This window comes from Levilactobacillus tujiorum (assembly GCF_012641185.1).
Lineage (GTDB): Bacteria > Bacillota > Bacilli > Lactobacillales > Lactobacillaceae > Levilactobacillus > Levilactobacillus tujiorum.
Window position 1 is genome coordinate 1 of the sequence record NZ_JAAXLK010000033.1, and the last position, 13,464, is coordinate 13,464.

At 45.4% G+C, this 13,464-nt stretch carries 16 protein-coding genes and 1 tRNA gene; 8 read left to right on the forward strand and 9 right to left on the reverse strand.

What is annotated here, in order from left to right:
- Positions 1-188: 188 nt before the first annotated feature.
- The gene (gene tnpA, locus HF569_RS11795) at positions 189-647 is read left to right on the forward strand and encodes an IS200/IS605 family transposase (RefSeq protein WP_168902581.1); all 459 of its coding nucleotides are present in this window, start codon (positions 189-191) and stop codon (positions 645-647) included.
- A gap of 164 nt (positions 648-811) precedes the next feature.
- Here tnpA and HF569_RS11800 read toward each other — a convergent pair whose 3' ends face one another.
- The 6 genes from HF569_RS11800 to HF569_RS11825 form a co-directional block, all read right to left on the reverse strand.
- The gene (locus HF569_RS11800; RefSeq protein ID WP_168902582.1) at positions 812-1,447 is read right to left on the reverse strand and encodes a DUF1643 domain-containing protein; all 636 of its coding nucleotides are present in this window, start codon (positions 1,445-1,447) and stop codon (positions 812-814) included.
- A gap of 405 nt (positions 1,448-1,852) precedes the next feature.
- Positions 1,853-1,940: transfer RNA gene (locus tag HF569_RS11805), tRNA-Ser, on the reverse strand.
- Between the two features lie 52 nt (positions 1,941-1,992).
- The gene (locus HF569_RS11810) at positions 1,993-2,391 is read right to left on the reverse strand and encodes a TIR domain-containing protein (RefSeq protein WP_168848993.1); all 399 of its coding nucleotides are present in this window, start codon (positions 2,389-2,391) and stop codon (positions 1,993-1,995) included.
- Between the two features lie 242 nt (positions 2,392-2,633).
- The gene (gene ndk / locus HF569_RS11815; protein WP_168902583.1) at positions 2,634-3,110 is read right to left on the reverse strand and encodes a nucleoside-diphosphate kinase; all 477 of its coding nucleotides are present in this window, start codon (positions 3,108-3,110) and stop codon (positions 2,634-2,636) included.
- Positions 3,111-3,292: 182 nt separating this feature from the next.
- Positions 3,293-3,478, reverse strand: a complete 186-nt coding sequence (locus tag HF569_RS11820; protein WP_168902584.1) for a PspC domain-containing protein — start codon at positions 3,476-3,478, stop codon at positions 3,293-3,295.
- A 16-nt stretch (positions 3,479-3,494) separates the two neighbouring features.
- A complete protein-coding gene (locus HF569_RS11825) occupies positions 3,495-4,157 on the reverse strand; it encodes a histidine phosphatase family protein (protein ID WP_168902585.1) in 663 nt (220 codons plus the stop codon).
- 163 nt (positions 4,158-4,320) lie between these two features.
- Between HF569_RS11825 and HF569_RS11830 the strand changes: the two genes are divergently transcribed.
- Together HF569_RS11830 and HF569_RS11835 are read left to right on the forward strand one after the other, a co-directional pair.
- The gene (locus HF569_RS11830; RefSeq protein ID WP_168848997.1) at positions 4,321-5,202 is read left to right on the forward strand and encodes a PPK2 family polyphosphate kinase; all 882 of its coding nucleotides are present in this window, start codon (positions 4,321-4,323) and stop codon (positions 5,200-5,202) included.
- Positions 5,203-5,489: 287 nt separating this feature from the next.
- On the forward strand, positions 5,490-6,659 hold the full coding sequence (locus HF569_RS11835) for a hydroxymethylglutaryl-CoA synthase (protein WP_168902586.1): 1,170 nt from the start codon (positions 5,490-5,492) through the stop codon (positions 6,657-6,659).
- Positions 6,660-6,769: 110 nt separating this feature from the next.
- Here HF569_RS11835 and HF569_RS11840 read toward each other — a convergent pair whose 3' ends face one another.
- Complete coding sequence (locus HF569_RS11840; RefSeq protein ID WP_232842626.1) at positions 6,770-7,357, reverse strand: hypothetical protein; 588 nt, start codon at positions 7,355-7,357, stop codon at positions 6,770-6,772.
- 221 nt (positions 7,358-7,578) lie between these two features.
- Between HF569_RS11840 and HF569_RS11845 the strand changes: the two genes are divergently transcribed.
- The gene (locus HF569_RS11845) at positions 7,579-8,019 is read left to right on the forward strand and encodes a nucleoside 2-deoxyribosyltransferase (protein WP_168902587.1); all 441 of its coding nucleotides are present in this window, start codon (positions 7,579-7,581) and stop codon (positions 8,017-8,019) included.
- A gap of 90 nt (positions 8,020-8,109) precedes the next feature.
- Here the strand turns inward: HF569_RS11845 and lexA are convergent, their stop codons facing one another.
- Complete coding sequence (gene lexA / locus HF569_RS11850) at positions 8,110-8,739, reverse strand: transcriptional repressor LexA (RefSeq protein WP_168849000.1); 630 nt, start codon at positions 8,737-8,739, stop codon at positions 8,110-8,112.
- Between the two features lie 210 nt (positions 8,740-8,949).
- On the opposite strand from lexA, the gene HF569_RS11855 reads away from it, so the two are divergent.
- The 4 genes from HF569_RS11855 to HF569_RS11870 all read left to right on the forward strand — a co-directional run bounded on the left by HF569_RS11855 (position 8,950) and on the right by HF569_RS11870 (position 13,209).
- Complete coding sequence (locus HF569_RS11855; RefSeq protein WP_168849001.1) at positions 8,950-9,201, forward strand: DUF896 domain-containing protein; 252 nt, start codon at positions 8,950-8,952, stop codon at positions 9,199-9,201.
- A gap of 97 nt (positions 9,202-9,298) precedes the next feature.
- Positions 9,299-9,526, forward strand: coding sequence for a YneF family protein (locus HF569_RS11860; protein WP_168849002.1), 228 nt, complete (start codon positions 9,299-9,301; stop codon positions 9,524-9,526).
- Between the two features lie 139 nt (positions 9,527-9,665).
- Positions 9,666-11,426: an ABC transporter ATP-binding protein gene (locus tag HF569_RS11865; protein WP_168902588.1), complete on the forward strand. Its 1,761-nt coding sequence runs from the start codon at positions 9,666-9,668 to the stop codon at positions 11,424-11,426.
- Positions 11,416-13,209: an ABC transporter ATP-binding protein gene (locus HF569_RS11870; RefSeq protein ID WP_168902589.1), complete on the forward strand. Its 1,794-nt coding sequence runs from the start codon at positions 11,416-11,418 to the stop codon at positions 13,207-13,209. Before HF569_RS11865 ends, HF569_RS11870 begins: the two co-directional genes overlap by 11 nt.
- Positions 13,210-13,386: 177 nt before the next feature.
- Here the strand turns inward: HF569_RS11870 and HF569_RS12705 are convergent.
- A partial coding sequence (locus HF569_RS12705) for an IS3 family transposase (protein WP_408610810.1) occupies positions 13,387-13,464 on the reverse strand: 78 nt, incomplete at its 5' end.

A 13,464-nucleotide genomic window follows, 5' to 3' on the forward strand; every position in this document is an offset into this window, starting at 1 on the left:
CTGAGTCCCCCTTGTAAGTGGTGTTGTGGTGATTCCATTTTACAAGGACTCAGACTATGAGTCTTCTTTTATACTTTCTGACTACTGTTGCACTTCAATTGTAAATTCGTCATACCAAAAAGCCCCCCGTAAGAATTAGAATGTAGGTGTCGAATCCAACATTGCTAAATCGAAAGGGGACTTTTTAAATGGCGAATAAACTCAACAGTCTTGCGCACACAAAGTGGTTATGCAAGTACCATATCGTATTCACTCCAAAGTATAGGAGAAAGATGATTTATAATCAATATCGGCGTGACTTACAGGAAGATATTAAACTCTTGTGTAAGTACAAAGGGGTAAAAATTCTTGAAGGGCATATGATGCCAGATTATGTTCATCTGTTGGTAAGTATTCCACCAAAGTTGAGTGTATCAAGTTTTATGGGATATTTGAAAGGTAAAAGTGCGTTGATGATGTTTGATCAGCATGCAAATTTAAAGTATAAGTTTGGGAACCGACACTTTTGGTCAGTAGGCTATTATGTGAGCACGGTGGGTATGAATGAAGCTACCATCAAAAAATATATTCGTGATCAAGAGAAACATGATCAAGCGGTAGATAAGCTCAGCGTCCGGGAATATGAGGACCCTTTTAAGGGTCGGTAAGCAATACAAACGCCGCTTAAAGCGGCAGCAAAAGTGACAAATGCAATTTGGCTTTGACACACAAAAGCCAGCGCCTTGAGACGCTGGCCAGTACTCAGGGCTTATAGCCCTAGAGAAAACCACCCGTTTAACGGGTGGTTTTTATTATTCAAAGAATGGTATAGTTATATTACAATTAATTTATACTTAAACTTGCCTCTGGCTTTCTCAATTTTCACACGTTGGATATCAAAACCGTTACGACTAGGATGTCTTCCAAAGTAATTAATCTTTTGACCACAATTGGTAACTGCGAAAATTCGGTTACTGTACTTAGGATTACTTAGGACTTGACAGATTTTATTATATTGGTCTTGAAAGGGCTCCCTTAATTTACGAGTATCACACTCGGTGGTGTTCTTTATCTTAGTATTATTTGTTAAGTCGCCAGTAGCGAATACTATGTCAACATTTTGGGCTTTGTTTACGTAATCTATGATGCTTTTTAGATTTTTCTTTACATGAGCGTCTTCAGAATTCAGCTTGCTAGAATGCTTGGATAAGAGTTCGTGTGGCTGTCCTCGAAACGGAAGCACATTGAATATTGTAAATTTATTATATTTACGGTACATTAACAATTCGTTGGTGGTTGGGTCGCTTTTGCCAGCATCTGCTTTGCTGGGGTTCATCATTAGAACAATTGCTTCCCGGGTACCGCCGACTTGATTGATAAGTTGTATTTGTAGCTTGTAACGATAATCTTCCCCTTCTGGGGTACAATTGATGTTCTGTTGATCCACTAAGTTGGAATACTTACACAAGATAATCCCTCCTAATATTTATTTCTGTATTTCGCGTAAATGTGCGTTATGTCAAATCCATTCACGCACAAAAACTTAATTCTTATTATACATTATAAAGAGATTGATAAGTTGCATCAGAGGCTGTGGTGAAACCACAGCGATAAAAAATAACCGTCCTACCATTTGACAGGGCGGCTGTTTTGCGCAAACGCGCAAACGTTGTACAAATTTTTTGAATGAACTTAGCGAGATCCCGCTACGAACGGTGTGTCAGGGGTAATGAGTAAAAGCGAACGCGCAAAATATGCGCAAAACGGATGCAGATACTAGTGCTTTTCTATGGTTTCAAAAAAATAAGAATCCCATCAAACATTGATTTGACGGGATTCTTATTTTTAAAAAAGTTCCTATTAATTGCCTAAAAGGAGAGTACAGGATTTGAACCTGCGCGCCGGTATTAGCCGGTTCGCCGGATTTCGAGTCCGGTGCATTACCACTCTGCCAACTCTCCATGTCACTACTAATATATTTTACCAATAATGACCATAATTGCAAGCGGATTTTTAAAATGATTCTTGCATGAGGGCAGCCGGGTCGAAAGGATCAATCCAGGCTGGTTCGGCGTCGAGTAAACCCAACGGGGACATACTCGTGTTATCAAGTTTGACGGCTAGAACCTGTTTATCCGCTTGACGGGCCATCGCAATTTCCCAGTCAGCCCATTCGGATTGCCACGTTTCGCGACTAATAATGATTAGAATTCGGTTTGACTGACGGATCTCTTTACGAATTTGCCGTTTCAAAGCGGGCGCGCGCGTGCCAGTGAACTGCACGGGCAGACACTGATCGTGGAAACTGATGGTGGGAAATGCCCAATTCTTCTGTGCCCATTCCCGCAGCTGGACTTGAAAAGAATGAGCCAGTGGATCGGCTGCTTGATAACTGATAAATAGATCACTCATTGGGTTGGCTCCTTTCCTGTTGATTCATATTGTAAGCCGCAAAGAAGACAGAATCGTTACGAAAATATTTATTTCTTATGAAAAGTATATGTTAAAAGTGATTTTTATGTCTAAAATGTGATTAGTCTTTACTATCAGTATAGTCGAATGCCATGCAAAAGTGTGGTTCGATCATTTATTAGTTATCAATGAAAAATAAAAACGCCTGACAATGAGGCTTTGTCAGGCGTTCAGGTTAGTATTTATTTGGTGCCAACTTTTTCTTTAGCGGTAACCTTTTGATGAGCTGCGACCGCTAACTCTGGGAACCAAATGGCAATTTCATGGTGGGCATTCTCTCTACTATCGGCGGTATGAACGATATTTCTCAGGATGCCATCGGGATATTCGTGAGCAAAGTCGCCCCGGATAGTCCCCGGCTGGGCATCGTTGGGCCGTGTCTTGCCCGCTAAGTTATGAACCGCTTTAACGACGTCGGTTCCCGTCACAATGATCGCAACCAGGGGACCTTCCTTCATGTAAGTCTCAATCTCGTTGAAGTAGGGCTTGTCAACTTGTTCCCTGTAATGCCGTTTTAATTGGTCGGTAGTTGCGTTGACCACCTTAAGAGCAGTAATTTGGTAGCGCTTACTTTCAAGTCGTGAAATAATTTCACCAATGTGTCCTTCCGCAACACCATCCGGTTTAACTAAGACTAACGTTTTTTCTGAATTTGCCATGGTAGAGAACCTCCTTGAGTTTTTAAAGCGTTCAAGTTATAGCGGGTATAACTCGTTGTTAATTCAAATTGTAGACTAACCGTTCCACAACGTCAATCGAATTGTGGAATATTTTGTTAGCGTTTTCATATTTATGCTTTTAAAGATGAAAAAAGCCCAGGTTAGCCCCGGACTTCAGTCATTTATTCAGGATCACCCATAATCATCCAGAGGATTAAGTAGGCGATTAAACCAGGGAACATAGGGGTGATGGCCAGCAAAACGAAGATCAACCGAGCAATGTTTGCATTCCAGTCAAAATGATCCGCAATGCCACCAATAACACCAGCAAAGACACGATTATTTAATGAACGATGAACATTTTTCATTTAAAACACCTCCGGCTTAAGATTGAAAGTCAATTTTATTAAAGAAGTCGACGTGAATATTGTCATCCGTAATTTCCAGCTTGGTGATACTACCATTGATAGTTGCGACGCCTTCATCTAATTCGGGAGCGTAGCGGTCAATAATGGAGCGGATGGTCATTCCATGGGAGACGACCAAAACCTGATCGCCATCCTTGGTGTTGGCCCGTAATTTATCAAATCCACGATCCAGCCGTTCCCAAAACATAGCGTTGCTCTCAGCTTCACCGTAGAGATCAGCCTGGTGAATCAAGTCTCGCGCTTTTTCCAAACCATAAGTGCCGAGCACCTTAGATTCCGAGGTGAGGCCAACTTGCGCCCCAACGAATTGCCACATCTGGTTGAGATCATTGCCTTCAAAGTAGCCGTGGCACTGTTCGCGGAATTCGGGATACTGATAGGTGACGATGTTCATATTATCAGGATTTTCTCTCAATGCAATCCGTGCCGTTTCAATGGCCCGGCCAGAATCGCTACTGTACGCAGACGCAAACGGAATATTGCAGAGCTGTTGACCGGCGCGCTTGGCATCGGCACGTCCCTTTTCAGTTAAAGGAGAGTCGATCCAACCTTGAACTTTATTATAGTGATTCAACATCGTTTGACCGTGTCGCACAAAGTATGCTGTAATTTTTTTCATATACTCGAGGCCTCCGTTGATCAAGTAAGTGGTTACATCATCAGTATATCAAGGTTGAAAAGGGAACGCGAAGATTTTGCCGTGAATTTCAAAAAAGTTCGGGTGTTCACTAGCATCCCATGAATAAGCATGCTAAGGTAAACGGTAATAGGAGATGATGTGCATGAGTACTGAGAGCAGTTATCGTTATGCGGGGAATCGGCCCGTAGATCTTGCCCAACTCGCCACACGGGTGGAAAAAGGCCCGAACCAAGCCGTGATTAACAGCGCGTTGGATGCTAATGTTGCCACTTTGAGTGATCTTCAAGCCCGCTTGTATTCGCAGAAGCAGCACGGGGTGATTGTGATTCTACAAGGGATGGACACGGCGGGAAAAGACGGTCTGATCCGGCACGTCTTTAGCGGCCTAAATCCGTCTGGCACGAGTGTGGTTAGCTTCAAACAGCCCACCCATTTACAGTTGGATCATGACTTCTTGTGGCGGATTAATCAGGCCCTGCCCTCACGTGGGGAGATTCGGATCTTTAACCGTTCTCAGTACGAGGATGTCCTCATTAGCCACGTTCATCCAGAAATGTTGACGACACAGAACCTGCCTGGCATTAATTCGGTAGCGGATGTGGATGACCAATTCTGGAACCACCGGTATCATGATCTAAGAAATTATGAAAAATATCTGCGGCACCAAGGCTTCGAGGTCATCAAATTCTTCTTGCACCTTTCTAAGGACGAGCAGACCCATCGGTTTGAACGGCGGATTGAAGTTCCCAGCAAAAACTGGAAATTTGCGCCCAGTGATATGCAGGAACGGGCCTTTTGGGATGACTATCAATTAGCCTATACCCGCATGCTTGAAAATACGGCGACTAAGAAGAGTCCCTGGTATCTAATTCCGGCCGATGATAAGGGTGTGGCGCGGCTGATTGTGTCGAACATTTTGATTGATCGGTTACAAGCGCTCAATCCGCAATACCCACAAGTGAGTGCGGAAACTAAGCAAAAGCTACACGCGGTACTTCAACAGCTAAAAGATCACAAATTGTAGCTAAATTGCTATGTACAAAAAGCACACTTACAGGAAATAGGCGAGTATTTAATCAGATTAAATTGTTATATACAAATAATGGCTAATTCGGTTAATTCCAACGATATTGACGTTGAAAACCGAGTTGGCTATTTTTTAGTCAGGTTAAGAGTTTCTTAGAGATTGTGGTCATTCGTACCAGAAAATCAGTTGTGTAGTACAATTAAACTTAATATGAAAAATTAATGCCGGTCAAGGGATCAAATGGCTCGGACATTGTGTAAAGATGACGAGGAGGCACATGCATAATGACAGTTAGCGTGGGGATTGATAAAATCGGGTTTTATACGCCTAATGATTATTTAGATATGGTGGACTTGGCCACGGCCCGAGGGGAAGATCCCAATAAATACTTAATCGGGATTGGTCAGTCCAAACAAGCCGTGATTCCGCCCACCCAAGATGTGGTGACAATGGCGGCTAATGCGGCCGATCAGATTTTGACGACCGCCACAAGGAAAGAGATCGCGATGGTTTTATTTGGCACAGAATCTGGCGTTGATAATTCTAAAGCGACGGCGGTTTATTTAGCCCATTTGCTGGGGTTGCCTAGTAGTACGCGGGCAATTGAATTGAAACAGGCGTGTTACGGTGCCACGGCGGGCCTGCAACTAGCGGCTGATTTTGTCCGCGTTCACCCGACAGCCAAGGTATTGGTGATCGGTGCGGATATTGCCCGCTACGGGTTAAGAACTCCGGGGGAAGTGACCCAGGGGGGTGGCGCCATTGCCATGCTGGTCACGGCTAACCCGCAAGTCTTGGCACTAGAGTCAACCAGCAGCTATCACACGGAAGATGTCATGGACTTCTGGCGGCCGACTTACCGGACGGAGGCACTCGTGGATGGCCGCTATTCGACAACGGTTTACTTGGATTTCTTCAAAACGGTGTGGGCCGACTATCAACGACAGACTCAGCGAACTATTGCGGACTTTAACGCCTTCGTCTTTCATCTTCCCTTTACCAAGATGGGGCGAAAAGGATTGCGTCAGATTCTCCCGGAAGCTACCCCAGCCCAGCAGGCACAATTGAAGGAAGCATTTGAGGCTAGCCAACTCGATAATCGTCACGTGGGTAATCTCTACACGGGCTCGTTATATCTGAGCTTGCTTTCTTTGCTACGGCATGGTCGCATGCAAGCGGGCGATCGTCTGGGCCTATTCAGCTATGGCTCAGGAGCCGAGGGTGAATTCTTCAGTGGCATCCTGCAACCACACTATCAACAAGGGTTTGATAACGATAAGCTTGATCAATTGTTAGCGAAACGACGGCGAGTCAGTGTCGCGGAGTACGAGGCAATCTATCAGGCTCAGCTCAGCAATGACGGTCGTGATGTTCAGTTGCCAGTTGGTGAGGTGCAGGCGAAATATTACCTAGCCGGTCGGCAACGCCAACAACGGCAGTATCGCAGTCGTTAGCATCCGACAGTGGTCAGTGAGACGCATTGGTCCACGCGTTCACAGTATAAATTTAAGACTAAAAAGCGGTTGAGACCAAGATCCCAACCGCTTTACTTATGGTATGATGATTATTCGAATTGATTTTTGACCACGTAGCCGTCTTTAAAGACCAGAACGGGGGACTGCTGACCAACGCGAACTTCTAAGGTGTACCCTTTACCCAACGACTTTTCAAGCGATCCGCTAGTTTTAGTGAAATTTTCTACGAAGCGTGGCCACTTAGCTTGTTTGGCCAGGCTGGGTTTCTTAGTTAAGGCTGCAATCGTTTGTTTGAGATCATGATTGGTGACGGTCAAGGTGTACGTTTTATGGGATTGATCGAAACTAACAGTCCCCAGTTTACTAAGTGCCTTACTCAGTTGTTGTGCAACACTTTTCTCGTTATCGGCTTGTGTAACTTGACCAGAGCTAGTAGAGAAGGCCTGGTCAGCATGTGAGTTAAGCTGTGCCTTCTTGGCTGTATGTGCAGCCGGCGTTTCAGACTGGTTTGACCAATAAGGTAATTTCCAAATAGCAAATATAGTTCCCAAGAGTGCCGCTGCGAGCAGCAGACTAACCCCAATTTTTGAATTGCCGGTATGAATGGCATTCATTAGTGAAAAGCCAGCAATAACTGTAATTAAACCACCCATGATGGCAAAACCAAGCATCATCATTATTTAGCCCCCAAAATTTTCGATTATATTCAGTATAGCATGAAAAAAATGGTTCATGAAAGGCTGACGTTTGGGAGGGTTAAACTCGAATAATATTAATAGATTAATTAAATTAAACGATTTTAGTGTTTTATAACCGAATATTAATTAAAATAATATCGCTAAAAGTTAATGTTTCCGGTATAATAAGACTCACATACGAGAGAAATGAGGAGATTAGTGTGACCAATGTTTATTTAGCGGGACCCTTCTTTGATGATGAACAAATTTCACGGATTGAACGGGTGGAACAGGCCTTAGCCGCTAACCCCCGAGTAACGAGTTTTTTTAGTCCCCGAAAAGGTGAAATCCCTGGGTTAACCATGGGAACGCCAGAGTGGGCCACCGAAACGTTTAAGATGGATGTCGCTCAGATTGATCACGCAGACGTGGTGGTTGGTCTAGTTGACTTCGTTGATGATCAGGTCGATTCAGGAACGGCCTTTGAGATTGGCTATGCTTTTCACAGCAGAAAGCCAGTCGTGATCCTGCATGAAAAGGACACGATCCTTAATTTGATGATTGCTGAAGGGTTACACGCTTACTTGAGAGAAGCAGAAGCCTTAGCAGCATACGATTTTTCAACTTTACCTGAAAGCCACTATCACGGCAAAGTCATTTAGCCGGTATTACTAACTAAAAGAACACCAGAATTAAAAGGCAGCTGCTAACCCTAACCGGATAAGCAGCTGCCTTTGTGGTACTATCAGTATTTAGTGAACGTCATCGCGGAACAAGCCAACGACCTTACCTAGAATGCTGACGTTATTTAAAATAATTGGCGCCATCGTATCATTTTCTGGTTGCAGGCGGAAGTGATCGGCTTCCTTGAAGAACCGTTTGCAGGTTGCTTCGTTGTCTTCCGTCATCGCGATCACAATATCACCATTGTCCGCGTTTTGCTGCCGGCGGACAATCACTTGGTCACCATTGAGAATACCGATGTTGATCATACTTTCACCGCGGATAGTCAACATGAAGAGTTGATCATCGTCGCGTTCAAATTCAGGTGGAACTGGGAAGTAGTCAGTTGCTTCCTGAACGGCCAGGATTGGTTCCCCAGCGGTTACCGTACCCAAAACTGGGATACGGGTTTGTTGTTCATGGACGCCTAATTCTTCTAGTCCTGCGGGCGTTACTTCCAGTGCCCGGGGCTTAGTGGGATCTTTGGTCAAAAGGCCTTTCTTTTCTAGGCGGGCGATGTGGCCGTGCACCGTAGAGGTTGAAGAAAGGGAGACAGCTTCACCAATCTCACGGACGGTTGGCGGATACCCTTTTTCATTTACCCGTTCCCAGATGAAGCGCAGGACGGCTAGCTGTTTACTTTCAGAAGCTTTACTCATTTTTGCCACCTCGTTCGTCATTCGTAGTATAGTTTAATCACAGTGTAGCATACGTTTGCACCGTTTTCAAACAGATGTTCGGTTAAATGAGTTGAAATCTAGAAATAACCCTGATATGATAGGGCTTGTCGAAAATATCAGAATCAGTTGTCTCCTAATTAACGATGCGGAGACTGATCGAATAAACTATCCAATAAAGGAGGATTGTTCATGGCTGAAGAAACGATGGACACCTTATTAGTAAGAATCAATGAATTGGCCCACAAGGCTAAGTCAAGTGAGGGCTTAACTACCGAAGAGGTCTCGGAGCGCGCCGTATTGCGGAAGAAGTACCTGAAACTATTTAAAGAAAGCTTCAGAAGTCAAGTTGAAATGATGCAAGTTTACGACAAGGATGGCAATGAAGTAACGCCCGAAAAGGTCCGTAATATTCAACGCAAAAAGGGTTTACGCGACAATTAATTTCGAGAGCGGGTCTTTTTGCCGGATTCGCTCTTTTATTTTGCCTTAAGTTTGTGTAAAATTGTAAAATGAATGACTTTAAAAGGAGGGGAATACCTTGTCAACTTGGATCTGGATCATTATCGTCATCGTTGTCGGCCTTGGCTGTGCTGCTGGGGGCTTCTTCGGTGCTCGTAAGTACATGGAAAATTATCTGAAAGACAATCCACCAATTAACGAAGACCAACTGCGTGCTATGATGTTGCAAATGGGGCAAAAGCCATCACAACGTAAGTTACATCAAATGATGAACGCGATGCAACAACAATCAAATCGCAAAAAGTAGGTTTAGCTACATTGCCGACTCGCTTCCAGTTTTTTTCTGGAGCGAGTTTTTTTGTTTGCGTTTTATGAAAAGTTCTGTAAACTTAGAAAGTCTGTTACAATTTAATCATATTTTAATTTAACGTGAAGGAGGGCTGTTCGTGAGTATTTTTCGTAAATTAGCCTGGTACTTTCGTCTAGAATGGCGAATTTATCTTGTCGGGATTATAGGGCTGTTGTTAACGGCCATCATTGCCATTGTTCCACCGCGGATTATTGGGAACCTGGTCGATGGCATTCACGGGCAAACCATGACTGGGCGCATGCTGGTCTTGGACTTGGGTCTCATTACGCTGGCCGCGGTTGGCCAATATGCTACGCGTTATTTATGGCGGAATGCGATCTGGGGCGGTGCTGCTCGGCTGGAACAGTTGCTCCGGAATCGGCTGTTCAATCATTTTATGGTGATGGATCGCGAGTTCTACCAGCGTTATCGGACGGGTGACTTAATGGCGCATGCCACCAATGACTTGGAAGCTGTTCAGCGGGTTGCCGGCGGTGGTATTCTACAATTCGCTGATGCCATTATTACGGGTGGTACGACTTTAATTGCCATGATGACCCTGATTGATTGGCGCTTGACGCTGATTGCGATTATTCCCTTTCCGTTTTTAGCGGTTATTTCTTGGCTGCTGGGTCAGCGGATTCATCGCGCCTTTGGTGCCTCACAAGCCGCATTCTCCCGGTTAAACAATAAGGCGCAGGAGAGTATTAGTGGGATCAAAGTGATTAAGGCCTTGGGACAAGAGGCCGATGACGTTGCCGATTTTGACCAACAAGTGTCCCGGACCATTAAAATTAATCGCCGGGTTAACCGGTTGGATTCGTTGTTTGATCCAGCAATTACGTTGGTGATTTCACTGTCTTATGTGGCGACGATTGTGTTAGGCGGGCTGTTTGTGACGCATCACGTCATCACGATTGGTAATTTGGTCTCTTTTATCAGTTACTTGGCGATGATGGTGTGGCCGATGTTTGCGGTCGGCATGTTGTTCAACACCATGGAGCGGGGAAATGCCAGTTACGATCGGGTAATGGAGCTACTCAATCAAAAGACCCATATTGTTGATCGGGTTAATGGATTGAAGACGCGCCCAACTGGAACTTTAAGCTATCACGTCCAACGCTTTGATTATCCAGATGATGCGGGGGCTAGTCTCCAGCAAATTGACTTTGACCTACAAGCCGGCAAGACTTTGGGGATTGTTGGTCGGGTCGGAGCCGGTAAGTCCACCATCATGAAGCTTATTTTGCGCGAATTCGATGCCTACGATGGTGAGATCCAATTTGGGGGGCACCCAATTAAGGATTATGCGCTGGACAGCTATTTGCCAGCGATTGGCTACGTGCCCCAGGAGAGTTTCCTCTTTTCTTCAAATATTTTTGAAAATATTCGGTTTGCGAAGCCAGATGCGACAAAGGCTGAAGTTGAAGCCGCGGCGGCCAAGAGTGATTTAGCGGGTCAGATTGCCCAGCTGCCAGAAGGCTACGACACTCAGGTGGGTGAAGAAGGCATTTCATTATCTGGAGGTCAGCGGCAACGTATGGCTATTGCACGGGCATTACTGATCAATCCGGAACTGTTAATCTTAGACGATGCGCTGTCTGCGGTTGATGCGGAGACGGAGGCGGAAATCTTAGCCAACCTCAAGGCCGAGCGGGCCAATAAGACGACGATCATTTCGGCTCATCGACTGAGTTCTGTGATGGGTGCAGATGAGATCTTGGTTCTTGACCAAGGAAAAGTCGTTGAACGTGGAACGCACGAGCAATTGATGGCAGCCCATGGTTGGTATCAACGCGTCTTTGAGCAGCAACAGCTGGAAACACAGGTGAAGGGAGGCGTTCGTGATGACGGATAAGCATGAGTCAGCTTGGGCCCATAGCATGTCGACTAAAGAACAGTGGACGGTTATCAAACGACTACTAAGATTTGCGGCGCCTTACAAATGGTTCTTCGTAGGGTCAATCATTTTATCTGCCGTCATTAGTGGCATTAATGTTTTCCTGCCCTGGCTATTACAAATGTATATGGACCGGTACTTGCGGGCTGGTAACGCCACGCTGACGATTATGTGGCTCTTCGCGGGGTTATACTTCTTTGGCATGATCCTCCGGGCGGCGACCCAGTTTTGGCAGAACTATACCAGCACGATGGGAGCCGAGTACATGTTGGAAAATGTGCGCCGGCAACTCTTCAGTCAGTTACATGGCAAGGGCATGCGGTATTTTGATCAAACGCCCGGGGGGTCGATTCTGTCCCGGTTGATGAATGATACCATGACCTTTTCTAACTTCTGGGCTTTGTTGAACACCTTGATCTTAGCGCTTTTTGCGGTGGTGTCATCATTTCTGGCAATGGCCTTTACGGATCTGACGGTCGCGCTGTGGACGTTGATTCTAGTGCCTTTCTTGGGCGTTACGATTTGGTATTATCAACGGTACAGTTCGAAAGTTTATCGTCGCATGCGGGAACGCTTGAGTGAATTGAATACGAAGTTGGCTGAAGCGATTACCGGAATTAGTGTGATTCAAGAATTTCGGCAAGAGCGGCGGACAGCGGGCAATTTTGAGGCCACCAATCAGGCCTATTACGACACGCGTAAGGCAATGATTCGGACCAATTCGTTACTACTGAGTCCGATTATCAACTTGTTCTACGCCTTAGGGACGGTCATTGTGTTGAGTATCTTCGGTATTCGGGGAATTCATGAGGTGGTGGCTGCCGGGGTTATTTACGCATTTATCACTTACCTGAATAATTTCTATAGTCCAATGAGTAATATGATGGATAGTCTGAGTGACTTTCAAAATGGGATGGTCGCAGGATCGCGCGTGTTGCGGGTCATTGATGATCAGACGGTCGCGCCAGCCCAGCATCCCGTAGCTGACGCTAAGATTACGCGTGGTAAAATTGAATTTCGGCACGTAACGTTCGCCTATGATCAGGAGCATCCGGTGCTAAGGGACGTCTCCTTTGTCGCAGAACCCGGCCAGACTATCGCACTGGTTGGTCAGACCGGTTCTGGGAAAACGTCGACAATCAACGTGTTGATGCGCTTCTACGAGTTTCAATCGGGGGAAGTGTTAATTGATGACCGAGATATCCGTGAGTATCCAGCGGAAGAATTACGGACCAAGATGGGACTCGTGCTGCAGGAACCGCAATTATTCTATGGCGATATTCAAACCAACATTCGGATGTTTAACACGAAAATCTCTGATAAGCAGGTTCGGCAAGCGGCCCACTTTGTTCAGGCGGATGAATTCATTGATCAACTACCACAGGGATATGCGACGACCGTGCTTGAACGGGGGACGGAATATTCGGCTGGTCAACGGCAATTAATCACGTTTGCCCGGACGGTGGTCACCGATCCTAAGATTCTGATCTTGGACGAGGCCACGGCTAACGTTGACACGGAAACGGAGAGCATGATTCAAAATGGGTTGTCACGAATTCAAGAGAATCGAACGACAATTGCCATTGCGCACCGGCTATCGACGATTCAAAATGCCGATCTGATCTTGGTCCTCAATCACGGTAAGATTGTTGAGCGAGGCACTAATGATGAGTTGATGCAGAAGCAGGGCTACTATTATGACATGATCCAGTTACAAAATGCGGCCCATGTTGATGAATAAACAAGCCGTAAAAAGGGTAACCAGCGTTTACTTTCGCTGGTTACCCTTTTGGATTAGCTGGTGTTTCTACCACAGGATGGATCCCTGCGCCTTACCGGTCAGCAGATATGGGCTGGATCGGTGCGAACACAACTTGAAGCCTCGAAAGATGACGTGTACCCCAAAAGTTGGAACGTTTTATGCTGCTTGTGCTAGCTCAAAGTCACGTGGTGATAAATACCCAAGCTTACCTTGAATCCGATCATTATTATAATA

Coding starts and splice junctions, on each gene's coding strand:
- HF569_RS11830 (WP_168848997.1), top strand. CDS start 4,321: ATGAGTACTGAGAGCAGTTATCGTTATGCGGGGAATCGGCCCGTAGAT.
- ndk (WP_168902583.1), bottom strand. CDS start 3,110: ATGGCAAATTCAGAAAAAACGTTAGTCTTAGTTAAACCGGATGGTGTT.
- HF569_RS11870 (WP_168902589.1), top strand. CDS start 11,416: ATGACGGATAAGCATGAGTCAGCTTGGGCCCATAGCATGTCGACTAAA.
- HF569_RS11825 (WP_168902585.1), bottom strand. CDS start 4,157: ATGAAAAAAATTACAGCATACTTTGTGCGACACGGTCAAACGATGTTG.
- HF569_RS11810 (WP_168848993.1), bottom strand. CDS start 2,391: ATGAGTGATCTATTTATCAGTTATCAAGCAGCCGATCCACTGGCTCAT.
- HF569_RS11835 (WP_168902586.1), top strand. CDS start 5,490: ATGACAGTTAGCGTGGGGATTGATAAAATCGGGTTTTATACGCCTAAT.
- tnpA (WP_168902581.1), top strand. CDS start 189: ATGGCGAATAAACTCAACAGTCTTGCGCACACAAAGTGGTTATGCAAG.
- HF569_RS11820 (WP_168902584.1), bottom strand. CDS start 3,478: ATGAAAAATGTTCATCGTTCATTAAATAATCGTGTCTTTGCTGGTGTT.
- lexA (WP_168849000.1), bottom strand. CDS start 8,739: ATGAGTAAAGCTTCTGAAAGTAAACAGCTAGCCGTCCTGCGCTTCATC.
- HF569_RS11840 (WP_232842626.1), bottom strand. CDS start 7,357: ATGATGATGCTTGGTTTTGCCATCATGGGTGGTTTAATTACAGTTATT.
- HF569_RS11855 (WP_168849001.1), top strand. CDS start 8,950: ATGGCTGAAGAAACGATGGACACCTTATTAGTAAGAATCAATGAATTG.